Origin of the sequence: Occallatibacter riparius (assembly GCF_025264625.1) — a bacterium.
In the GTDB taxonomy this organism is placed as follows: domain Bacteria; phylum Acidobacteriota; class Terriglobia; order Terriglobales; family Acidobacteriaceae; genus Telmatobacter; species Telmatobacter riparius.
This window is the reverse complement of sequence record NZ_CP093313.1, coordinates 627422-649902: the sequence shown is the minus strand read 5'-3', so window position 1 is coordinate 649902 and position 22481 is coordinate 627422. Positions and strand designations below refer to the sequence as shown.

General features: G+C 60.7%; 15 protein-coding genes. 11 read left to right on the top strand and 4 right to left on the bottom strand.

What is annotated here, in order from left to right:
- The first annotated feature begins 11 nt into the window (after nucleotides 1-11).
- Nucleotides 12-1574, top strand: a complete 1563-nt coding sequence (locus MOP44_RS02470) for an acido-empty-quinoprotein group A (protein ID WP_260794313.1) — start codon at nucleotides 12-14, stop codon at nucleotides 1572-1574.
- Nucleotides 1575-1638: 64 nt separating this feature from the next.
- On the opposite strand, the gene MOP44_RS02465 is transcribed toward MOP44_RS02470, so the two are convergent.
- The gene (locus MOP44_RS02465) at nucleotides 1639-4329 is read right to left on the bottom strand and encodes an EAL domain-containing protein (protein ID WP_260794312.1); all 2691 of its coding nucleotides are present in this window, start codon (nucleotides 4327-4329) and stop codon (nucleotides 1639-1641) included.
- A 345-nt stretch (nucleotides 4330-4674) separates the two neighbouring features.
- Here MOP44_RS02465 and MOP44_RS02460 point away from each other — a divergent pair, with 345 nt between their 5' ends.
- From MOP44_RS02460 to MOP44_RS02450, 3 genes are all read left to right on the top strand, one after another.
- Complete coding sequence (locus MOP44_RS02460; protein WP_260794311.1) at nucleotides 4675-5388, top strand: DUF2490 domain-containing protein; 714 nt, start codon at nucleotides 4675-4677, stop codon at nucleotides 5386-5388.
- Between the two features lie 102 nt (nucleotides 5389-5490).
- Nucleotides 5491-5856: a hypothetical protein gene (locus MOP44_RS02455; protein ID WP_260794310.1), complete on the top strand. Its 366-nt coding sequence runs from the start codon at nucleotides 5491-5493 to the stop codon at nucleotides 5854-5856.
- A 93-nt stretch (nucleotides 5857-5949) separates the two neighbouring features.
- On the top strand, nucleotides 5950-6810 hold the full coding sequence (locus tag MOP44_RS02450; RefSeq protein ID WP_260794309.1) for a ChaN family lipoprotein: 861 nt from the start codon (nucleotides 5950-5952) through the stop codon (nucleotides 6808-6810).
- A gap of 130 nt (nucleotides 6811-6940) precedes the next feature.
- Here the strand turns inward: MOP44_RS02450 and MOP44_RS02445 are convergent, their stop codons facing one another.
- Nucleotides 6941-7609: an HAD family hydrolase gene (locus MOP44_RS02445; RefSeq protein ID WP_260794308.1), complete on the bottom strand. Its 669-nt coding sequence runs from the start codon at nucleotides 7607-7609 to the stop codon at nucleotides 6941-6943.
- 115 nt (nucleotides 7610-7724) lie between these two features.
- On the opposite strand from MOP44_RS02445, the gene MOP44_RS02440 reads away from it, so the two are divergent.
- The 7 genes from MOP44_RS02440 (at nucleotide 7725) to MOP44_RS02410 (ending at nucleotide 18503) form a co-directional block, all read left to right on the top strand.
- Nucleotides 7725-8621, top strand: coding sequence for an RluA family pseudouridine synthase (locus tag MOP44_RS02440; RefSeq protein ID WP_260794307.1), 897 nt, complete (start codon nucleotides 7725-7727; stop codon nucleotides 8619-8621).
- Between the two features lie 246 nt (nucleotides 8622-8867).
- Entirely contained in the window at nucleotides 8868-13190 is a 4323-nt protein-coding gene (locus MOP44_RS02435) for a kelch repeat-containing protein (RefSeq protein WP_260794306.1), read from the top strand.
- A 913-nt stretch (nucleotides 13191-14103) separates the two neighbouring features.
- Nucleotides 14104-14508, top strand: a complete 405-nt coding sequence (locus tag MOP44_RS02430; protein WP_260794305.1) for a BlaI/MecI/CopY family transcriptional regulator — start codon at nucleotides 14104-14106, stop codon at nucleotides 14506-14508.
- Nucleotides 14508-15860: a M56 family metallopeptidase gene (locus MOP44_RS02425; RefSeq protein WP_260794304.1), complete on the top strand. Its 1353-nt coding sequence runs from the start codon at nucleotides 14508-14510 to the stop codon at nucleotides 15858-15860. The genes MOP44_RS02430 and MOP44_RS02425 overlap by 1 nt, the downstream gene beginning before the upstream one ends.
- A gap of 73 nt (nucleotides 15861-15933) precedes the next feature.
- On the top strand, nucleotides 15934-17502 hold the full coding sequence (locus MOP44_RS02420; RefSeq protein ID WP_260794303.1) for a Do family serine endopeptidase: 1569 nt from the start codon (nucleotides 15934-15936) through the stop codon (nucleotides 17500-17502).
- Nucleotides 17503-17626: 124 nt separating this feature from the next.
- Entirely contained in the window at nucleotides 17627-18142 is a 516-nt protein-coding gene (locus MOP44_RS02415) for a L,D-transpeptidase family protein (RefSeq protein WP_260794302.1), read from the top strand.
- Between the two features lie 139 nt (nucleotides 18143-18281).
- On the top strand, nucleotides 18282-18503 hold the full coding sequence (locus MOP44_RS02410) for a hypothetical protein (RefSeq protein ID WP_260794301.1): 222 nt from the start codon (nucleotides 18282-18284) through the stop codon (nucleotides 18501-18503).
- A 474-nt stretch (nucleotides 18504-18977) separates the two neighbouring features.
- On the opposite strand, the gene MOP44_RS02405 is transcribed toward MOP44_RS02410, so the two are convergent.
- Nucleotides 18978-21002 carry an SEC-C metal-binding domain-containing protein gene (locus tag MOP44_RS02405; protein ID WP_260794300.1) on the bottom strand — a complete coding sequence of 675 codons (2025 nt, stop codon included), beginning with the start codon at nucleotides 21000-21002 and terminating at the stop codon, nucleotides 18978-18980.
- 849 nt (nucleotides 21003-21851) lie between these two features.
- A complete protein-coding gene (locus MOP44_RS02400) occupies nucleotides 21852-22445 on the bottom strand; it encodes a DinB family protein (RefSeq protein ID WP_260794299.1) in 594 nt (197 codons plus the stop codon).
- Nucleotides 22446-22481 lie beyond the last annotated feature (36 nt).

Here is a 22481-nt window from a genome sequence, read left to right as displayed (position 1 = left end):
TCAGTTCTCCCATGATGAAAAAGGTTGTGATCGCCGCCGCGGCTGCATTGGGTATGTCTGTTGGGATGCACGCCCAGAACCTCGACCCCGACCAGATCCAGCACCCATCCCCCGACTCCTGGCCTCTCTACCACGGCGACTACTCCGGCCGGCGCCACTCCCCGCTCAAGCAAATCACCCCGCAGAACGTAGGCAATCTAGGTCTCTCCTGGATCTTTCAGACCCACCAGAACGCCTCCATCAAGTCCTCGCCGCTCCTGGTCGACGGCATCCTCTACTTCACCGTGCCTGACAACGTCTGGGCCGTTGACGCCCGCTCCGGCCACCAGGTCTGGCACTATCACCGCGCCTCCACCCAGGGCGACCACATCGGCCACCGCGGCGTCGCCATGTACAAGGGCCTGCTCTACTTCACCACCCCCGACTGCCACCTCATCGCCCTCGAAGCCAAGTCCGGCCGCGTTCGCTTCGACAAAGTCATCGCCGACGTCAACCGCGGCTACTGGATGACCATGGCCCCCCTCGTCGTCCGCAATCACGTCGTCGTCGGCGTCTCCGGCGACTTCGACAACCTCCCCGGCTACCTCCGTTCCGTCGACCCCGAAACCGGCGACACCCAGTGGCAATGGGACGCCACCCCTCCCGCCGGCACCCCCAACACCTCCACCGGCGGCATGACCTGGATGACCGGCACCTACGACCCCGACCTCAACCTCATCTTCTGGGGAACCGGCAACCCCACCCCCGTACTCAACGGAACCACCCGCCCCGGCGACAACCCCTGGACCTGCTCCATCGTTGCCGTCAACGCGGACGACGGAAGACTCGCCTGGGGCTTCCAGGTCTCCCCGCACGACACCCACGACTGGGACGCCGTCGAAACCCCCATCCTCGTCGACGGCGACTTCCACGGCAAGCCGCGCAAAATGCTCATGCAGGCCTCGCGGAACGGCTACTTCTTCGTCCTCGACCGCACCACCGGCAAGAATCTGCTGACCGTCCCCTATGGCCCCACCAACTGGACCAAGGGCATCGACGCACAGGGCCGCCCCATCCCCAATCCCGATAAAGAACCCGCGCCCGACGGCCGCATCGTCGCCCCCGATGAAGGCGGTGTCACCAACTACCGCGCCCCCAGCTTCGACCCCAAGACAGGCCTCTTCCTCGTCAACGCCCGCCCCAGTTGGAGCCTCTACTTCGCCAAGCCCGCCGACGGCTACTACGGCTGGGCCGGCGCCGACTACGGCGTCTGGGGCAAGAGCCAGATCGAGGCCATCGACTACCAGACCGGCAAAATCCGCTGGACCCACGACGTCGGCCCCTACGGCGGCGCGGGCGTCCTCACCACCGACTCCGGCCTCACCATAACCGGCGACACCTACGGCAACCTGCTCGCCCTCAATACCGCCGACGGAAAAACCCTCTGGCACGCCGGCATGGGTGAAGGCATGCAGAGCTCCCCCATCACCTACGAACTCGACGGCCGCCAGTACATCCTCACCAGCGCCGGCGGAGTCATGTTCGTCTGGGCCCTCCCCGAAACCGCGACCCACCCAGCCTCTAGGGGCCGCTGACGCCCACTCCGCCGGGTGCCCCCGGTCCCTCGCATTTGGGGACCGGGGAGGGATGCGAATTGAATTAATCCGCCGCTGTCATCGCCGTCGGGTAGTCGCCGGCCTCGACAAATCGCGGCTCTGCATCGCCGGTCATCCCGCCATCCCGTCGAGAAAAGTCCTTGACGAAGCTCTCGAATTGCGAGGCCGGCAGGGCCGGGCTGAACAGGAAGCCCTGGAACGAATGGCAGTCATGCTCCTTCAGAAATCCGTACTGCTGCGCCGTCTCCACCCCTTCGGCAAGAACGTTCAGGCCCAACTCTCGCCCCAGTCCGATGATGGTGCGCACAATCGAGGCATCGGTCTCCGCCTGCTCCACTCCCCGCACAAAGCTCTGGTCGACCTTGAGCTGATCCAGCGGCAGCCGCTTCAATTGCGACAGCGATGAGTAGCCGGTACCAAAGTCGTCCAGCGAGAAGCCGATCCCCAGCGCCTTTAAAGCGGTCATCGTCGAGAGCGTCTCCTCGATGTTCTCCATCATCACGCTCTCTGTAATCTCCAGCTTGAGCTGCCGCGGATCAGCGCCCGATTCCGCCACTACGTTTGCCACCAGGCGTTCAAAATCCTTGTCGAGGAACTGCCGAGGGCTCACGTTCACTGACATTTCCAGCGATCTCATGTGGGGCTGCCCACCCCAATACGCCAGTTGGCGGCATGCGGTCCTGAGCACCCACGCTCCCATGTCGACAATCAGCCCTGAAGACTCGGCCAGAGGGATGAATTCACCTGGGGACACATTGCCGCGCTGCGGATGCCGCCAGCGCAGCAGCGCCTCGCACCCGGTAATGTGGAAGCTGCTGTCGAGCTGCGGCTGGAAGTGCAGCGAGAACTCCTGATTCTGCAGTGCGCTGCGCATATCCGCCAGCAGGACGGCGCGCTCCGAGGCCGAAACCTCCATCGACGAATCGAAGAAGCACAGGTTATTCCGCCCCTGTTCTTTCGCCTGATACATGGCTAGATCGGCGCGCTTCAGCAGATCCTCCACCGTCACGCAGTGCGGCACAAACAACGTGATCCCGATGCTCGCCGTGCTCTCGAAGCTGCAATGCGCCGTGACGTACGGCTCGCGGCAGGCGCGCAGTATCTTCTCACCCACGCGACGTGCCTCCGCCGTCGCCTTGCCGCGATCGCTGCTCAGCTCCTCCAGAATCACAACGAATTCGTCACCCCCGAATCGCGCCACGGAGTCGCTTCGGCGGATAATCTGTCGCAGCCGCCGCGCAATCTCCTTTAGCAGCCCGTCACCCGCCTCATGGCCAGCCGTGTCATTGAGCGTTTTGAAATCGTCCAGATCGATGAACAGGAGAGCGGCGTGGTGGTCCCTCTGCTGCTTTCGCCGCAGAATCTCTTCCAGCCGCTCCATCAGCAGAGTTCGATTCGCCAGGCCTGTCAGATGGTCATAAAACGCCAGGTTGTGAATTCGGTCCTCGGCCACCTTGCGATCCGTAATGTCGGTGTTGATCGTCAGCACTGACCGCGGATGGCCGGTCTCCTCCCGCAACGCCTTCACCCTCGATTCAACCGTGATCCGCGTTCCATCCTTCTTCCGTTTTTCGAGCTCCCCGGACCACTCGCCGCCGTGAACGATCGCTTGCCATGCGGGGACAATGGCCTCCGCGTCTACCAGTAGCAGATCGGCTGCGCGGCGCCCCAGAATCTCCTCCGCAGACCATCCGAACAGGTCCTCCGCTCCCTTGTTCCAGTAGAGAATGCGGGTATCGAAATCCTGCACGAAGATCGCGTCCTGCGCTTTGTCCAGCAGCTCCGACTGCTCCCGCAGCCGTTCGTAGGCGGCCTGTAGGTTGTGCCGCGACGTCACCATCTCCGTGACGTTGCGGAAAGCGATGGAGATTCGCTCGGGATGGCTGAAGCAGCGCATCTCGTACCACTGCCCCTGGTCACTCTGGATCTCATGCTGGCTCGCCACGTCGCCGCGCGTACTGCTTAGCTCGGCCAGCATCCAGGCAGGGAAGAGGCTCTGATTGATCGACCGCAATTCACTGCCAATCAAACTCTTTCGCTCGATACCCAGCTCCGCGCAGGCAGTATCGTTCGCATAAGTCAGACGGAACTCCCCATCCATCGAGATGAAGCAATCGGAGATGCTCTCCAGCACCTCAGCCTGCATGCTCAATGACTTGCCGCGCTCTGATTCCACAATGTAGGCCTCGCGATAACGCGAGACTGCGCTCAGCATGAAAGAAAAAAGCGTGTAACTGAGACACGCCACCAGGGTGAGATAGACCATCGTCGGCTGAGTGTCTCTGAACAAGACACCGAGGAACGCGACGATGATGGCCAGCGGCAGTACAAGCAGGATATTCGCGGCGATTTGCCCGGCCCGTGGTGCGTTCACCATCCGGTTGAGGATCAGCAGCGGAAAAAACCACTGCAGGTAGATCAATGCACTCTCATGTTGCCCTGCAGTGAGAAGCGCAATCAGGAGCCCTGCGCAAAGATACGCGCCATAGAACGCAACGGCGGCCACGGCAACCCGCTGGGTGCGCACACTGCGGAAGGCGAGAAGGATCACCAGAAGTAATGCGCCGAAGACACCTCCGCAGGTGATCAGCACCCCTTCGGCAATGCCCATTGCGCCTTGCGTCATGGCGGCGAAGCCAAGACACGATCCAAGCACGGCCAGCCCCGATGAGGTCAGCAGCGCTGTACGCGCGAGCGAACTCGCCGATAAATCGACACGGTCGAGCGTACGCAATTGAGCCCTGAATAGGTGCATGATGGATCGATGCCCGACCGGCTCTCAGTCTCCTGCGCGTACGCGGGCGTACGCATTCTTCCCGGCAGTCGTATGCCGCCGATAGATTCTCTATCGACGCAGATCGTCGTCCTGTTCACACCCCGATTACGGAAGTGTGATCGCCGGATGCGAGATCATGAACCAGCTCGTTTCCTGCTCGAATTGGTCATTCTGAGCCGCAGGCGAATAACCCGCTGGTCGCTTGACTCCTCGGAGCACTGAAACTCGACGACGGGCACGCCCTCCCCGCCGCGCGATAATCCCTATAGCGAATCCACAAATCTGGACCGGAAAGAGACAGCAGTGCGGCCAAAGCGGAACACAGCTTTCCTTCTAAAAACGCTGCTGCTGTTCCTGCCTCTTCTGCCTGCAGCCGTACACGCCCAGACCTCCCAGTTCCTCCCCGAAGTCGACGTCCTCTACCGAGCCAACAACAGCCTCCGCGTCGACTTCCAGGTAAAAGACACCCGCGAAGGCGGCGACCCCGCCCAGGTCGAAATCGGCCCCAGCCTTAACCTGTTCGCCGAGCCGCTCGTCTCCCTTGAGAACATCCCAATCTTCGATCCAGAGAAATCCAAGTCGCGCCTGCTCCAGGGTTTCGTCGGCTACCGTCACGTTGTGTCGCAGAACAAATCCGACGTCGAACGAATCCCCCTCGGCTTCGTGGTCAACCTGCCCGTGCCCGGCAAAATCCTTCTCGCCGATCGCAACCGCGCCGACCTCGACTGGTCCTCTGGCCCCTTCGTCTGGCGCTACCGCAACCGCCTCAAACTCCAGCGGGCCGTCTCCCTAGGCGGCTACAAACCCGCCCCCTACGCCAGCGCCGAAGTCTTCTATCAAAGCCAGTTCGCGAAGTGGAGCAACACGGCCATCCACGCCGGATGCCTCTTCCCCATCAAGCAGCGCCTCGCCCTCGACGCCTACTACGAGCACCAGAACCAGACCGGCAACACGCCCAACAAACAGCTCAACCAGTTAGGCCTGATCCTCAACATCTACCTAGGCCAGAACCGCTAGAAACTCGCTCTCTCTCCGTTCTCGCCCAAATCCGCCGTGGTCCCGAACACCCTGGTACTATGATGATTTTCTATGCGAGCTGAACCCGCATAGGAGGTCAAGATGAAGACAGTAGCGGTGTTGGCGACCTTCGCTTTGTTCACGACTGTCGCCTCAGCAGCAACAGTTTCGGGTGTCTGGAATGGAGCGTTTCGCGTGCCTGATGGCGAACATAATGTTCCCCAGCTTTTCACGTTCAAGCAGACGGGTGCGGAGATAACCGGGACTGGGGGGCCGGATTCGTCCGAACAATATCCTGTCATCCAGGGCCAGCTTGCAAGCGGCCATTTGAGATTCGAAGTTAAGTCCAAGCTGCGGGATTTCGTCTACGATCTGAAGGAAATGAACGGTGAGCTGCGAGGGACTGTGGTGATCAGGGGAGCGGGTACGCCTGTCACGGCAGAGGTTTGGCTCAAGCCGGTCCATTGAATGTTTACACCGAGAGGCATTTCAAGGGCCTGGATTTGTGCACTCCTGATTCTTGCATCGGCTTCGCCAGTCCGATCTCTTCCCGAAGATGCGGTGAAAGGTATTTTGCAGGCATTGGATCGATATCCGATCGTGGCGATCGGCGAGGCACATTCCATTGAGCAAATGGGCAGTTTCTATGTCTCGCTTGTTCAAAATCGAAAGCTGCAACAGAACATCAACGACATTGTGATCGAATTTGCAAGCCAGCAATCGCAGCCGACGCTGGATGCGTATGTCAACGGGAAGAATGTCTCCTCCCAAAGCCTGCGAAGCGTCTGGAGAGATACCACGAAGGTCTTCGCATGGGAGTCACCCATATACGCACAGCTTCTCTCTGCCGTTAGAAAAGTGAATGCCGATCTTCCACCGCAAAAGCGATTGAGAGTGTTAGCAGGAGACTGCAGCATCGACTGGATGCATGTCCGCAATCATCTTGACTGGCGAAGGTATCAGCCAAACGACACGTGCTTCGCAGATGTAATTAAGCGCCAGGTACTCGCTAAAGGACATCGCGCGCTGGTGATTCTCGGTTCGGCCCATGTATCCAGGAATTCCGATCCAAGTTGGCCTCCCAACGTGACAAAGCTTGTTGAACAGGCTTACCCGAACTCGGTCTTCGTGGTGCTGCTTTCCTTCAACAAACCGGAACGTGAAACTGAGGGCACACCACCCATACTCCTGCCTTGGCCCAGAGTTTCGTTGCCTGGTGGAAAAGAGGCAGTTGTGGGCGAGTATGGCGACGCCATGTTGTATTTGGGCACATCGGTTTCAGATGCCGAACCGCTGTGGTCGGAATATCAAAAGGACAAAGCATATCTGCTTGAACTGAACCGGCGTGCTCGAATTCAGTGGGGATGCCCTTTCAACTTGAACCTCGTCCGAGATCATCTCCCGCTTTGCCGCGGGCATTAATTGAGATCGACTCATCCGTTGTTTCCCGATTCGACTTCCCCGCCACGCGAAGGCTTGTCCCGGGTCCCGTGCGCCATGCATCCCACCATCCCGTTAGGACCGCACCGTCCTATTCCCTAATCCCTATTCCCTACTCCCTGCCTCCCAAAACCGATTCCCCAAAATGCTCCAGCAGATCCCCCGGATCGCGCCACACCTCCACGCACCCTGCATCCATCAGATCGCCGCGCTTCCACCCGCCGCACGTCACGCCCACCACCCGAATCCCCAGCTTCCCAGCCGCCTGCGCATCCCACGGCGTATCGCCCAGCGCGATCGCCTGTTCTGGCCGCATCCCCATCTTCTCCAGTGCCGCGGCAAAGATATCCGGCGCTGGCTTTGACCGCTTCGCATCGCCTGCAGACGACGCCTCGTCCACCAGGTCTTCCATCCCCAGCAGCTTGCCGTAGGTCTTCAGGTCCTCAGGGTCCGACGAAGTCGCCAGCGCGATCTTCATCCCCGCCTCCCGAACCCGCACCAGCAGGTCATGCGCACGCGCGAACGGAACGATGCGCGGCATGTAATCACGGTGGAAGATCTCCTTGCGGTACTCCTTCAGCGGCTTCTCGATCCTCTCCCGCTGCGCCTCCGGCAGAAACGTGGGAATCAACTGGTCCGCCCCCTTCCCAATCTGCCGCCACGCATCGTCCATCCCAATCTCGATGCCGAAATGCTCAAACGCCCGCCGCCACGCCTCCGCATGCAGCGCATTGCTGTCGATCAGCGTCCCGTCAATATCCGTAAGAAGTACGTCCGCCATCTTGCCTCCCGTCACGTAGATGGCGCGAGCCGCCTCCGGGATGGGTCCCCGCTCTGCAATCTCACCCTCGCGCCTTCCGCCAAGGTCGTGTGCCGCACGCCGTACACTCGACTACATGCTCAACCGGGGCTACGTGTATACCTCAACCATCAGCAGCAAGCACCATGGAGAAAACCTGCTCTCCTACCTGGCAAGTCGTTACACCCACTCCAGCCGACACGCCTGGCAAGAAAAACTGAATAACGGCGAGGTCACTCTCGACGGCGTTCCCTCCACAGGAAATGAATCTGTCGTGTCAGGCCAGACTCTTGTCTGGAATCGTGCACCCTGGATCGAGCCAGAAGTCCCTCGACACTTCGAAGTCCTGTTCAGTGACGCCCATATCCTGGCTGTCAGCAAGCCCAGCGCATTGCCCACCCTGCCCGCGGGTGGGTTCCTGGAAAATACGCTTCTACGCCTGGTGCAACAACATTGGCCTGGCGCCAATCCCGTCCACCGGTTGGGTCGAGGCACCAGCGGCATCGTCCTTTTCGCCAGGACGCCGCAGGCTGCGTCGAATCTAACCGCCGCCTGGAATACGTCCAAAGTTCAAAAGATCTACCGGGCGCTGGCTCAAAACGTTGCGGAGCACGACACCTACGAGATCCTCACCCCCATCGGCCTTGTACCGCACCCACGGATCGGATCCGTGTGGGCCGCTCACCCAGGTGGCAAACCATCAAAGTCATTAGCAAAGGTGATAGCGCGCACCTCAAGCACAACAACCTTTGAAGTAAGCCTGAACTCCGGGCGCCCTCACCAAATCAGAATCCATCTGGCCTCCATCGGCCATCCTCTGGTGGGCGATCCTCTCTATGGTGTGAATGGCAAGCCTCTTGATCATCTGCCCGGACTCCCCGGGGATGGAGGCTATCTCTTGCACGCCCAATTCTTGCTGTTCCCTCATCCCTTCACCGGAAAACAAATCAGTCTTGAGGCGCCTTTGCCGTGCAGTTCCCCATCGCTCACCTAGCACCCGGACACGCCATGCTGGCAGCAAGCCGCGTTTCCTGATGCTTCAGCATAGTCTCTACATCCTTTGGTGGCTCCGGCCGGAAGGCAATTTGGGCTGTTATTCCCAATGATGAGAAAGGCGCGTGTAATCGGCCATCGTTTTCAATTCCGAGCCGTCGGATGAAGGTGACGATGAGAAACCGCCCACATGCGGCTCCTGGTTCGGTATAGAATCGTGTGACCACACATCCACTCCGAGGGAAGCATGTTCTCGTTCAACGGGCGCAGGCCTGGGGCCTCCCTGGCGCTCTGCCTTCTTTTATTCGTTCTTTCGGCACATATAGTAGCTTTCGCGCAGACTGACTCCCCCGGCGAGTGGACGTGGGTCAGCACCCCGGACAAGGGCAACGCGCCACCGATCTACGGCACCTTGGGTGTCCCGGCGCCCGCGAACCTGCCCCCCGCGCGCACCGCCCCTGCCTTCTGGACCGACAGCAACGGCGACCTCTGGATGTTCGGCGGCCGCAATGGCGGCGTCTTCTACAACGAGCTCTGGAAGTTCAGCATGTCCAGCCGCCAGTGGGCCTGGATGGGCGGAAGTCAGGATCCCCTGAAGCCCGGCGTCTACGGCACGCTCGGAACATCCGACCCCGCCAACGCCCCCGGCGCCCGCTTCGGTGCCGCCTTCTGGACCGACGCCCACGGCAAGCTCTGGATGTTCGGCGGCTACGGACTCGACTCCACCGGCGCCTACGGCTATCTCAACGACCTCTGGCTCCTCGATCCCGCCTCTGCCCAATGGACCTGGAAAGGCGGTCTCAGCGCCTTCGGTAACAACTGCTTTACCGATGCCGGAGGCGGCCTCGACTGCAGCGCACCTCCCATCTTCGGAACTCCGGGAACTCCAGCCGCAACCAACACTCCCCCCGGCCTCAACTTCTCCTTCGCCTGGACTGACCACACCGGCAAAGTCTGGCTCTTCGGCGGCTTTGGCTTCGATCAAAAAAACTACGTCCGGTACTACTACAACGACCTCTGGACCTTCGATCCTGACTCCGGAGCGTGGACCCTGCAGGCAGGTACGACCGATGGCGCCGGCAGCGCCTGCTTTCAGGACGTCAACCTGTGGTACTTGTCCTGCGGTGAACCGGGCCAGTACGGATCCCTCGGCACAGCCGGAGCCGGCAATCTGCCCGGCGCCAGAAGCGGCTCTACCACCTGGGTGGACTCTGCCGGAAATCTCTGGCTCTTCGGCGGCCAGGCTTTCGATACCAACGGCCGCTTCAGCGACATGAACGACGTGTGGATGTTGAACCCCTCTACCCAGCAATGGACGTGGATGGATGGCATGAACGCAGTCGTCGACTACTACAAGGAATGGCTCAGCGCCACCTGGGGCACCTATGGCCAGTTGGCCCAGGGCAACGTCCCCCCAAGCCGTTGGGGCGCTCCCGCCTGGAAGGATGCACAAGGGAATATCTGGCTCTTCGGCGGAATTCAAAACGGTTGGTTCGGCAATGCAGGTTACGGCTGGCTAAGCGACCAATGGAAGTTTGACCCGGCTTCCAACCAGTGGGGCTGGATGGCTGGAAACGTCAACGACAGCTTCACCTCCATCAGCGCCACCCAGGGCATCCCCGGTCAGTTCAACATCCCCGCCTCCCGCGACGGCGCCGTTATCTGGACTGACTCGGCTGGCAATCTCTGGCTCTTCGGCGGCAGGACCACCTTCGACGCTTTCAACGACATGTGGGAATTCCAGCCGGACAACACCTACCGTCCCTCTGTCTCCTCGCCGGTCTTCTCCCCGTCTCAGGGCACATATTCCACTCCGCAAACCGTCGCCATTAGCGCCTCTACTCCCGGCGCGCTCATCTACTACACCACCGACGGCACCACGCCCTCCGTTTCCTCCACCCTTTACGGAGCGCCCGTGCGCGTCTCCTCCACGCGGACGCTTCAGGCCATCGCCGTCGCTCCCAACTACCTACCCAGTCCTGTCGCGGCGGCCACTTTCAACATCGCCGCGCCTGGCCCGACTCCAACCTCCACCACCCTCTCCATATCGCCCGCGTCGACAGCCTTCGCGCAGCAGGTCACGCTCACGGCAACCGTCGCCAACAGCGGCGGCGGCAGTCCCACCGGCACGGTGACCTTCAAAACCAGTGCGAAGACCCTCGGCTCAGTCCCACTCGCGCAAGGTTCAGCCGCTCTCACCGTCGCCTCCTTGCCCGTCGGCTCAGCCTCCCTCACCGCCTCCTACAGCGGTGATGCGCAGTTTGCCCCCAGCACCTCGGGCGCGCAAACCGCCCTCATCGGCACGCCGTCGAGTCCTGAAAACCAATGGGTCTGGATGAGGGGAGCAACCAAAGCCGTCCAAAGCTTTGGCACGGATCTATCCTTCAACTACGGCATTCGCGGTGTCCCCTCCGATCAGAACGAGCCCGCCAAGCGCCTCTTCCCCGCCACCGCCGTCGATGCCGGCGCGCGCCTCTGGGTCTTCGGCGGCTTTGGCGTCGGCCAGTCGGTCAACGGCCAATTGCTCAACGACCTTTGGGTGTTCGATCCCGCTTCCAATCAATGGACCTGGATCAGCGGTGGCAACACCGTCGGCACCGCCTGCACCCATTCGCGCCACACTGAGGACATCTGCGGTTTCCACGGCCTTTACGGAACTCGCGGCCAGGCCGCGCCCGGCCAGATGCCCGGCAGCCGCGACGCCGCCACAACCTGGTTCGATTCGCAGGGCCGTCTTTGGCTCTTCGGCGGAGAAGGCTTCGATGCCGATGGCAATTTCGGCGAGCTCGATGACATGTGGCGCTTTGATCCCGCCACCGGCCTGTGGACTTGGATCGGCGGCAGCACCCTGCTCGCCAACAACGGCCGCTTCGACGGCCAGGACCCCGTCTTTGGCACCCTGGGCTCACCCGATCCCGCCAACACTCCCGGCGGCCGCAGCTTCGCCGCCACCTGGCTCGACGCCCAGGGGAATGTCTGGCTCTTCGGCGGCCGTGCGCATGATGTCTCCGCGCTCGGTACCTTCGGAGACCGCAGCGACCTCTGGAAGTACGCCCCATCCGCCAATCAGTGGACCTGGATGGGCGGCATCACCGATTTCGGCGGCGGCGATATCCCCGGCGCCTACGGAACCCGCGGCGTGCCCGCCTCCGCCAACCTCCCCGGCAGCCGCGAAGATGCCACCACCTGGCGCGACGCCTCCGGCAAATTCTGGCTCTTCGGCGGCTGGGGTATCGACTCCCAGGGCGCTGCCGGCGAACTGAACGACGTGTGGCGCTTCGATCCCGCCACCATGCAGTGGACCTGGATGGCCGGCAACAACCTCAGCTACGGGCCCGCCGTCTACGGTACACAGGGGCAGATCGCGCCCGCCAACACCCCCTCCGGTCGCTTCATGACCTCAGGATGGGCTGACAGCGCCGGCAAGTTCTGGCTCTGGGGTGGCCGCGGCTACGACAGCGCCAACCAAAGCCAGCTCTACTTCAATGACCTCTGGGAATTCGATCCCCAGAGCGCCCAATGGGCCTGGATCGCCGGCGAACAGCTCACCACCTGCCCCACCTTAGGCGGAAACTGCGGAAGCGCTCCCACCTACGGCACGCCCGGCCTTCCCGCTTCCGCCAACATCCCCGGCGGCCGCGGCGGCTCCGCCGTTTGGATGGGCGCCGGCGATGTCGTGTGGGTCTTCGGCGGATGGGGTGTCGATCCTTCCACGCAGTTCGGCTTCCTCGGCGACCTGTGGAAACTGCCTGTCCGTTCCGCCATCACCCCGGCCACCGCCCTGCCTGCCTTCAGCGTCCCCAGCGGAACCTACACTGCCGCGCAAACCCTCCAGATCACGGACGCCACGCCCAACGCGGCCATCTACTACACCACCGACGGTTCCACACCCTCGGCGTCATCTACCCTCTACACCGCCCCCCTCACCATCTCCGCCTCTAAAACCATCCAGGCCATCGCCATCGCTCCCGGCGCATCCCCCAGCGCGGTCGCCTCCGCCAGCTACGTCATCCAGGCGCCCCCCGGCCTGTCGATCAGCGCCGGAGACGCCACCCTCCAGCCTGGCGCATCCGCCACCCTCAACGTCATGGTCTTGCCTGTCAACGGCTTCACCGGCAGCGTCAACCTCGCCGCTCAGATCACCTCCTCGCCCGCGGGCGCCGTGCACCTGCCCACCCTCTCCTTCGGCAGCACCAGCCCCGTCAACATCACAGGAACCCTTCCTGCCAACGCAACCCTAACCGTCAACACTACCGGCCCCACCACCGTGGCTCGGGCGCACCCGCAGCGCAATCCCTGGCTGCCCGCTGCGGGTTCCGTCCTCGGCTGCGTGTTGCTCTTAGGCCTGCGGCGCCATCTCCGCCGATTCCGTGCCTCACTCGCACTCGCCTGGCTGCTTCTTGCCATTGCAGGTGCTCTGTCCGGCTGCGGCGGCGGCTCAGGCGGGTCCGCAGGAGGAGGAACTCCCAAATCTGACCCGGGAACCAGCCCCGGCAAATACGTCATCACCATGACCGCGACCTCGGGCACCATCTCGCAAACGGGATCAATCACCCTAACCGTCCAATAGCTTAGCGGGACTGGTCGACGCCTTATCTCAGAGTGAGTCAGTCGACTTTCGAGAGGCGAGAAGGAGAGGGTGCCGTGCCTCACCGCCGAAGCCAATTAGCGCATCATCCCCGATGCACTCACCGAACCGGATAAGTACTCAAGCTGTCGGCTTCCGTTTACCGATCCGCGCCTCGAAGACCGGAGGAGTGATCCCCGGCTTTTGAAGTTGGCGCCCCAACCCACTCCTGAACCTAGCTCTGTGATGGCGCGCACAGCCGCCATCCTCGAACCACCCCATAATCCCAATTGCGCCCATTTGCGGTGCAGGAAGATCTTTGTCCAAAAACAGGGAAGCGGCTGACACGGCCGCCCAGGAAAAAGGGAAAAGGGGTACCCCCCTCCCCCTAAACCCGGGTCTGCAGGTGTGAGCCGGCAAAGGCGGCAGCACCCTCTCCTGCGGTGGGCTGGGGACGAATCGGCTGCGAGGGCAGAGGAAACAGTGCACCCCCCACCCCCTCCCCCAATGCACCGCAAAAGGTGCAAACCGGGGGCAAGGACAGGGTCAGGCACCCCCCATCCCCCCCGCACGTGGAAGCGGTGGGAACGGGAGAGAGAACGGCAGCCCCCACCCCTCCAGGGCGACTTGGGGGCGCAACGCCAGAGGGATCTGGGGAAGCACAGAGACCCCACCCCCTCCCCCCATGCACCGCAAAAGGTGCAAACCCGGGACGGGAGAGTGGCCGGGGACCCCCCCCTCCGCCCTCTGCACCAAAGGTGGTGCAAAACGCAGCATCCAGCCCCGGATCAGCCCCACCCCCTCCTTCCTCGGCGGTCTTTTCTTGACTTCCGCTCGCTAACTAAATTATTAGTAATTCGTCTGACAGAGTGAAGGCGTTGGAAGGCGCCTTCTTCCTGAGTAGCAGTAGAAGCAGATGCCCCCAAAGCCCTCCAACACGCTGACCCAGGCCGAGCTAAGGCTCATGCGAGTGATGTGGACCCGCGGTGAGTCGAGCGTTGCCGACCTGGTGGCCGCCTGCGCCGGCGAGACTCCCCTTGCCTACACGTCGGTGCTGACGACCGTCCGCATCCTCGAACAGAAGGGATACGTGACCCACCGTCAGGAGGGCCGGGCATTCCTCTACAGCCCCTCCGTGGCCGAGCACGAAGCCAGCCGCAGCGAAGTCAAGAATGTGCTCCAGCGGTTCTTCGGCAACTCACGTGAGCGCCTCCTGCTGAGCCTGCTCGGGGACGAAGAGATCACGGCGGAAGAGTTGCGGCGTCTTAAAGAAGCAATCGCGCTGGCGCCGGACGAGGCCACGTCGACGGAGGTCGGGTGATGAACGAGCTGGTTCTGCACGCAGTCAACCTGTCGGCCACTGCGACGGGAGCCCTGGTTTCGGCCATCTGGCAGGGCGCGCTGCTGGCTGCCATCGTATTCCTCGTGCTGCGCATGCTTCCCGGCCTGAGCGCCGCAGCCCGCTCCGTCATCTGGCTCAACGTCTTTATCCTGCTCGCCTTGCTCCACATCCTGCCGGTATTCATCGGCGGACAGGAGGCTTTGCCCGCAGCGTCCGCAAGCCACGCCGTCCGACTCAATCCACTTTGGAGCTTGGCGGTGGCTGCCGTCTGGCTGGCAATGTCGCTGATTCGCCTCGCGCAGCTCGCTTCAGGAGCGCTTCACCTGCGCCGCATGGGCCGAAACGCCGTCCCGGCGCAAGTAACAGACGCGCTCAAGCCGCTGCTGGTGCACAACGGCCATCCCGTCGCGTTGTGCGCATCTGACGAAGTCGCCCGTCCCAGCGTGCTTGGATTCTTCCGCCCCCGGATCCTGGTTCCTCCGGCCCTGCTCGAGCAGCTCTCCGAGGCGGAACTCAAGCAAGTGATTCTTCACGAAATGGAGCACCTCCACCGCGGCGACGACTGGACGAACCTGCTGCAGAAACTTGCCCTGGTTCTCTTTCCTCTCAACCCTGCGCTGGCCTGGGTAGAACGCCGCCTCTGCGCCGAGCGAGAACTGGCCTGCGATGATCGTGTCCTGCACGCCGGATCCGGCCGCAAAGCCTATGCCCTGTGCCTCACTCATCTGGCCGAATTTACCTTGGTTCGGCGCGGTTTCAGCCTGGCACTCGGCGCATGGGAGCGGCGGCCCGAACTGGTGCGGCGCGTCCAACGAATCCTGAGTGAACCGGCTCGATCCATGGGCCGCAGGCCGGCCCTCGCCGCCATGGCCGGACTGACGACCGGAGCGCTGGCCTGCACCCTCATCCTCGCCCGCTCCCCCCAACTCGTCCGGTTCAGCCCATTGACCCGCGCAGCCCAGGCCCAGAATTTTTCGCCTGCGCTCGATGCGCATGAAGTAGCTCGGTCGATGGGCGGAACTCCCCAGTTGGTGAAGGCAGTTCTTCCCAGCGCGACGACGAAGCCTGGGAAGCCCCAGAAGGCCGCGCTCTGCCGCCGAGTGAAGAAGGCGGAGCCTCCGGCACGGCTGGCAAACCTGATGTCACCTCCTCCTCCGGTCGAAGTAGCGGGCACGCTACTGGTGATGACTGACTTTGACGATCTGGGCGTACCGCCGCAGGTCGTGATGGCAATGCAGCAGACCGGTCGTCATACCCGTCGGCCTGTCGTGGTGCGCTGCACGTTTGCCGTACTGCAGACGCCGGACGGCTGGCTGGTGATCAAGATTTAAGGAATCTACTGTGCGGCCGAAAACCGCACGCAAGCCTGGAAACAAAACAATTCAACCCTGGAGTGGAAGCGTTATGTCTGGTACAACTAATCATTTAGTAAGTGGAGCAAAGAGACTGTCGGCGCCGGCTGCCGTGGCTGCTGCGTTTGGCCTTGGTGCGGCAATGTTTGCCGGACACGGTGGGGTACATGCGGCGTCAAACACCCCGGCGCTCGACGACAACAGCATTGCGGCGCTGACGAGCATTGATCACGCCATGGAAGCGGTGGCAGCGAAAGTGACGCCGGCGGTGGTCAATGTGTCGGTGACGGCGCGGGTGCCCGCCGGTCAGATGACGATGGGCGGCGGAGATGGCGATGACGAGGATGGTGGCCAAATGCAACAGCAACTGCCTCCCGGCTTGCAGCGGTTCTTCGGGCAGATGATGCCGCCTGGCCGCCAGCGGCCGCAGCTTGAGCACGGGGTGGGATCGGGCGTGATCGTCTCGCCGGACGGGTACATTGTCACCAACAACCACGTGGTGGATGGGGCGACGCAGATCCGCGTGACGCTGAACGATCGCCGCGTGCTGCCCGCGAAGGTGATCGGCACGGACAAGCTGACTGACCTCGCGGTGATCAAGGTGGACGCGAAGGACCTGCCGACAGTGACTTGGGGTGACTCGGCCAAGCTGCAGCCCGGACAGACGGTGCTGGCGTTTGGCAGTCCGTTCGGGTATTTCCAGTTTTCGGTCACGCGCGGCATTGTGAGCGCGCTGAACCGGCCGAATCCCTACTCGGATGACGCGCGGAAACCGGGTGGCTATATTCAGACGGATGCGGCGATCAATCCGGGTAACTCGGGTGGGCCTCTGGTGAATGCGCACGGAGAGCTGGTGGGCATCAACACGTTCATCATTACGAACAACGGCTCGTTTGCGGGCGCGGGATTCGCGATTCCGGCGCAGCTGGTACGCGCAACGACCGACCAGATCATCAAGCATGGCAAGGTGGAGCACGGATACCTGGGCATCAACATCAACGACGTGACGCCGGCAAACTCCGAGTTCTTCAAGCTGAAGGAAGCGTCGGGCGCGATTGTGGCGCAGGTGACGCCGGACTCGCCGGCTGCGAGCGGCGGCCTGAAGCAGGGTGACGTCGTCACAGAGGCGAACGGGCAGCCGGTGGGCAACGCGGGCGCACTGCAGATGGCGGTCAGCGAGATGACTCCCGGAACTCCGCTGAAGCTGAACGTGGTGCGTGACGGCAAGCCGATGACGGTGAACCTGACTGTGGGGCAGTTCAAGGCAAAGACGGAGCAGGCTTCGAATGCGGGCGAGAACAGCGGCCAGAAGGGCAAGATCGGCGTGGCCGTTGGCAACCTGGATGAGAATGCGCGGCAGCAGTTCAACGTTCCCGAGCAGGTGAAGGGCGTTGTGGTGCAGGACGTGAAGCCCGGCAGCCCGGCGGAGGATGCGGGACTGCAGCCTGGCGATGTGATCGAGGAAGTGAACCGCAAGCCGGCGGCCTCGGCCAGCGAGTTTGCGAGCGATGTGCACACGACTCCGGCCGATAAGGACATCCTGCTGCTGGTGTGGTCGCAGGGTAACTCGAGTTACCGCACGGTGCATCCGGCGCAGAACCTTGCGCAGGACCGCCAGTAAGTTTGCGACTGACCACTGATTCTCTCAGCCCCCGGACGACGGAGAGCGCGTCCGGGGCATTTTTTGAAGGCAGGCAATAGGGAACAGGGAATAGGGAGTAGGAGAGACGGTGTAGAGTTGCGGCATGCGGAAATGCTTCTTGTGGCCCTGGATTGTGATGGCCGCGGTGTTGTGGCTTGCGGTGCCCGCGGGTTCCAAAACTGCGGCTCCAACTGAGCGGGCCGATTCGGTGCTGATTCTGAAGAAGGATCATGTGCTGGAATTGCTCGCCGGCGGGAAGGTGATTCGCAGTTACAAGGTGGCGCTGGGATCGGGAGGGCTGGCGGCGAAGGAGCGCGCCGGCGATGGGCGCACGCCGGAAGGGCATTACGTGATCGACAGCCGCAACGAGCACTCGGCGTATCACAAGGCGCTGCACATCTCGTATCCCAATGAAGAGGATCGACGGCGGGCGGCGAAGCTGGGTGTGAGCCCGGGCGGCAAGATCATGATTCATGGGCTGCCGAACGGGAAAGGTTGGATTGGCGCGGCGCACCGCACCATCGACTGGACGCTCGGCTGCGTGGCGGTGACGGACGATGAGATTGAGCAGATCTGGAAGCTGGTTCCCGTCGGGACGCCGGTGGAGATTCGGCCGTGACTAAAGTGCCGTATCTTTTGCTGCGCTGAGGGTATAAACCTAGGTAACTGGCTTATGAGTGACTGAGTAACTAAATCACAGTTACCATGGTTGGAATTCCCCTTTAGGCGGTGTCTTGCCGCCTGGTTTTGAGTTGCCGATGCATTCCGATGGTATGGACGTGCTGTTGCTTGGTGCTCCGTTGCTTCTGGTTCTGGTGGTGTTCATGTTTCGGGCGGATGAGCATATTGCCGCGTCGGACAAGAGCCGGAAGCCGTCGGACGGCCGGCGGAAGTTCTCAATCGCCGCGGAGGATGGGAAGGATGTTCTGACCGATCCGGATGGGAAGGCGTATAGGAAGCGCGGTTCCAAGAAGGAATAGCTGTTAATCAGCTAATAACCTTTACCTCGTTCGCAAATCATATTCGATTTTGCGCATATGCTTATTCATATTGAGCTAATCTATTTTGTATGAGCCGAATAAGCGAAAATTAGCGAAGATTTGGAGAAGTAAAAACAGGGGGAGGGGTAGCTAATTTTCTAGTAAACCCAGTCCCTTTCTAGTTACTCCCCTTCAGTTCGTCGTTTGGTTAGGAGAGGAGCCCAGGCACACCACGACTCACCTGAGCAGGGTAGGCGAATTTGAGGGTGGAGTCTGTGATGGTGGTCACGGGTGAGGGCCGACCGGATCACAAACGCGAGCGAGCGGGCAGGTTCGCGCAAGCGATCCTCCTAATAGGAAGTAACTCGATCGCAACTGTCGAGTTACTGTCGGTGAGTGCGTAGGCGATTTGGCATTGACTGACGATCGATTAGCAAGGGCTCGTACCTGGCGCTTCAATCGCCCCAAGATTGATCAGAGCGAGCAGCATTTCTTGAATTTTCGACCGCTTCCGCAAGGACAGGGATCGTTGCGGCCGATCTTCCCCCGTTTCCCGTGGGGTGCTGACATGCTAGTGAACGAGCCGTGCCCCGGATAAGCGCTAATGACACGATCCATTGTCGGATCTGGCTCCCACGTGAACTCGAGATTGACACCGAATCGGATTGAAGCGTCCGGGGCAATGCAAATACCGTACCACCGAGCCGCACGAGCTCTGTATTTGCGCATTAAACAATGCTTTTCCAGTTTGGGGACGGCGACAGGGATCGGATGGCTATTGCAATGTACGGTTAGACCCTCTCCGCTTTCTCCCATTGGCATGGTTAGGTCGTGATGGGATCCGTCGTTAGCTGATTGCCAAGCCATTTTGTCAATGGCATCGCTCAGATTGACCACTGCGTCTTCCGACAACATAAGCAAAGCGAATCCAAGATTGATCGTGCCTGGATTGGGTCTGGATTCGATCTGCCTCAAGATCTCGCCTACCCTAGTGCCCTTAACACGGGTCAAGATCCCATCCGGTGTGCGTGGACCCGGTGCTCCTTCGCGCCTGACCATCATCGCGATATCGAGATCAGCGGCAATGTCATCTCCAAGCTGAATCATGTCGTACTGTTCTTCAAACCACAGATTCCGCTTGAGGTGATACGAGAGGATCGTCAACTCGTGGCCGGTGTAAATCTTCTCTTGATAGCTGGCCCGCCTCTTTAAATAGCTAAGGAATTGAATCGGAGTCTCGAGCATCTCTGCGATCACGTCCAATGTGAAGACGTCGAGTACGAATGGAGCTTGTATCACAAGGTCTGCTTCATATTTCAAGAACTGCCGCACCTGAAAGCTCAGCGCGGGATAATGATCTGAGACCAGACAGAGGATGTATATTTCTTTGAGGTTTTTCGGTACTTCGATCCTTGTCTCGTCGGGCCTGAGAAACGCATAGCTCGAGCTCGTCAAAGCTCGCGCACACCCGAGGGCTTGATCATAGGAGTCCTGAACACTCTTCTTGAAGTCACTGCGGATCAGGTTGTCATTCCCCTTCCGCGCTTCCATGGTCAACCGTTTTGATTTCGCCTGCACGATGATGGCACGATCACCGAATAGGACTAGAGTATCGATTTCCCCCGCGTCCTTTCCCTTGCCCTCGCTGACCCGGATATTGGAGAGCACGGCTCTTTCGCCAAAAATCGCCTTTAGCCGCGCCTCCGATAGATCTTCAAGAAACTTGCAGCGATTGACATGCAATGTATTGCGATAGGCTTTGTCATCCCACATCCAAAAGAACGGCGATTCATACAGCGACTGCTCTAGTGTGTACTGTTCGAGCAGGAGAAGTTGCCCGTCGCGAATCGGAATTATTGGCGCTGCACAAACTACGTTGAAATCGTCAACAGCGCGAAAACAGGCATTTCTCTGATCGGCCGGCAGAATGAAGGTGTTCACGACCCGCTCGATCAGACCTCGATCCATGTCTGAAGCCTCTGCGAGTTCATCGACAGTGAAGACAAAGGAGGGCAAGAAGGTCCACTCTTCTGGACTGAGGTCCGCAAGACTAGCAAAGGTCGAAGTAAATTTGCCGTTCTGCAACTTGACCAAAGCGTGAACGACATCGCGGGCGCTTTGGATGGTGAAGCCCCTCTGCTTTTCTAACCATGGGTTATCGGCTTGGTACTTCGGAACAGAGAGGTCACGGAACTGGAAAGAATACGCTGATTCGCCACTGTAAAAGATGGGCTCGCGCAGATTCTCCCCTCGTTGAAAGGGGTTCGCTCCGCTACCGGTTTCCACGGCTCTTCGAAGCTCCTCCACTGTCGGACCCGACATGCTCTCGTGAAATTCCTCAAGCAATCTCTCTGTTTCATCGATGTAGCGCTGCAATGTCTTCGCATCCGGCAATGACCAGTCGATTGCCTGCTGCACCATAAGTCCGATCAAGGTCGACCTTTCGGTACGGATTAAATGCTCTCTCGAGAACAAATGGGCCGTGTCCTCGGCTGACATCTCGGAAGAGTAACTGATCACGGTGTTTCGGAAGCAGAGGTACGCCAAAGCATGTACGTAGCCTGGCGAGGTGCAGACGACCGATAGGTCCCGAAAGATCTCATCTTCTTTGCGCATGGGAGATTGACTAAGTTCTAAACGTTCCTAAGCATGCAACAGTGGACGGAGGGGGTCAAGACTCAGGCGGTATGTCTCGCTAGACAAATCCCGTAGAGCCAGGTTTTAACCAGCATTCCAGGTGGTTCGCCTCAATTGCCGCGTGCAGGGCAAACCGCTCATTGAGGACGGGGCCGTGATGACCGGATGCACCTCGGCGAATGAGCATGAATCAAGCGAGGGGCCGCTGGAAGACCAGACCGCACGCAAACTGCGGAATAATCAGGCTACTTCGACGCGGCCTTACGGGACGCGTGAGGTGTATGGCGCACTGACCCAGGACAGATCCTCGCGCTGCTCGGACCTTGGCCTGGGCTATTGTCGTTGCGCACCTACGGCGCGCGCATCGGCTTCTGAAGTAAGCCAGCAGATGGTATCGCCGACCTTGTGAAGAAAGCCGGTCATGAGGATGAACGGGCGGTGAACGCTCGAGAACCATCCCTCAGCGGCTAAAGCCGGGCACATCTCAACGAGTTGAGCGGCACGGATAAGTAAGTGCCCTTTCAAAGCTCGGCTCTTAGGTGTTGTCAGGCTTGAGGAGAAAGTGCGCGGTCGTTCGGGATGACACGGGTCTGGGGGTGGAGAGCGTGGAGCATCGCGAGGAGGGGAACTGCCGGGTTTGGGTCTCCCACCCTTGAATCGATGAAACCGATTCAAGGATGGGGCGCCCGGATTTGTGACTGGCGGGGATCGCTATTTGGCGCTGGCCGGCGGCACAATGCCGTTCATGCGCAGGTACTCCACCAATTGGCCATAGTGGTCATACCCGTGGGCCGCGGCAAATCCGGTAATCGTGATGCGCGTGCTGAAGCCGTCGACCGGCTTGACAGCGATGAATGCATTCTCCGTGGTGATGGTCGCAATGGCCTTGTGCGCGTAGACGAAGGAGGCTTCCAGTGCGGCCACGGCTTCGTCCTTTGTTTTGATGGAGCCGATTGCCTTCACGTCGCGGTCAGGCTTGATGCCGCTCCAGCCGAAGAAGAAGTAGTTGGCCTGCGCCAGATGCGTTACCTGTCCTACAAAGGTGCGCACGGTATCGAACTGCGTCTTCTGGCTCTCGGCAAAGATGCCTTGCGCGGGCGCGAAACTGTACTTATCGGCCGGCATAGCCTTGGCCGCGCCCATTACCTCGCCTTCCATCATGGAGAGCAAGCTGTCCATTGCTTTCGAGGGATCTTCCTTTGTACCGATGGGAGGCGCCGGCGGTTGCTCGCTCATCTGCGCCCGCATCTGCGTAACCCCACTCACGATGACAGCAACCGCAAGAACCAGAGCACGAATGCGCATTGTTTCTTCTCCATTCAGGTTTGTTTGACAGCGACC

Bases quoted from the DNA above. Each gene is read 5' to 3' on its own strand.
- MOP44_RS02470 (WP_260794313.1), top strand. From the start codon at position 12: ATGATGAAAAAGGTTGTGATCGCCGCCGCGGCTGCATTGGGTATGTCT.
- MOP44_RS02455 (WP_260794310.1), top strand. From the start codon at position 5,491: ATGAAGACAGTAGCGGTGTTGGCGACCTTCGCTTTGTTCACGACTGTC.
- MOP44_RS02445 (WP_260794308.1), bottom strand. From the start codon at position 7,609: ATGGCGGACGTACTTCTTACGGATATTGACGGGACGCTGATCGACAGC.
- MOP44_RS02440 (WP_260794307.1), top strand. From the start codon at position 7,725: ATGCTCAACCGGGGCTACGTGTATACCTCAACCATCAGCAGCAAGCAC.
- MOP44_RS02435 (WP_260794306.1), top strand. From the start codon at position 8,868: ATGTTCTCGTTCAACGGGCGCAGGCCTGGGGCCTCCCTGGCGCTCTGC.
- MOP44_RS02430 (WP_260794305.1), top strand. From the start codon at position 14,104: ATGCCCCCAAAGCCCTCCAACACGCTGACCCAGGCCGAGCTAAGGCTC.
- MOP44_RS02425 (WP_260794304.1), top strand. From the start codon at position 14,508: ATGAACGAGCTGGTTCTGCACGCAGTCAACCTGTCGGCCACTGCGACG.
- MOP44_RS02420 (WP_260794303.1), top strand. From the start codon at position 15,934: ATGTCTGGTACAACTAATCATTTAGTAAGTGGAGCAAAGAGACTGTCG.
- MOP44_RS02415 (WP_260794302.1), top strand. From the start codon at position 17,627: ATGCGGAAATGCTTCTTGTGGCCCTGGATTGTGATGGCCGCGGTGTTG.
- MOP44_RS02410 (WP_260794301.1), top strand. From the start codon at position 18,282: ATGCATTCCGATGGTATGGACGTGCTGTTGCTTGGTGCTCCGTTGCTT.
- MOP44_RS02405 (WP_260794300.1), bottom strand. From the start codon at position 21,002: ATGTCAGCCGAGGACACGGCCCATTTGTTCTCGAGAGAGCATTTAATC.
- MOP44_RS02400 (WP_260794299.1), bottom strand. From the start codon at position 22,445: ATGCGCATTCGTGCTCTGGTTCTTGCGGTTGCTGTCATCGTGAGTGGG.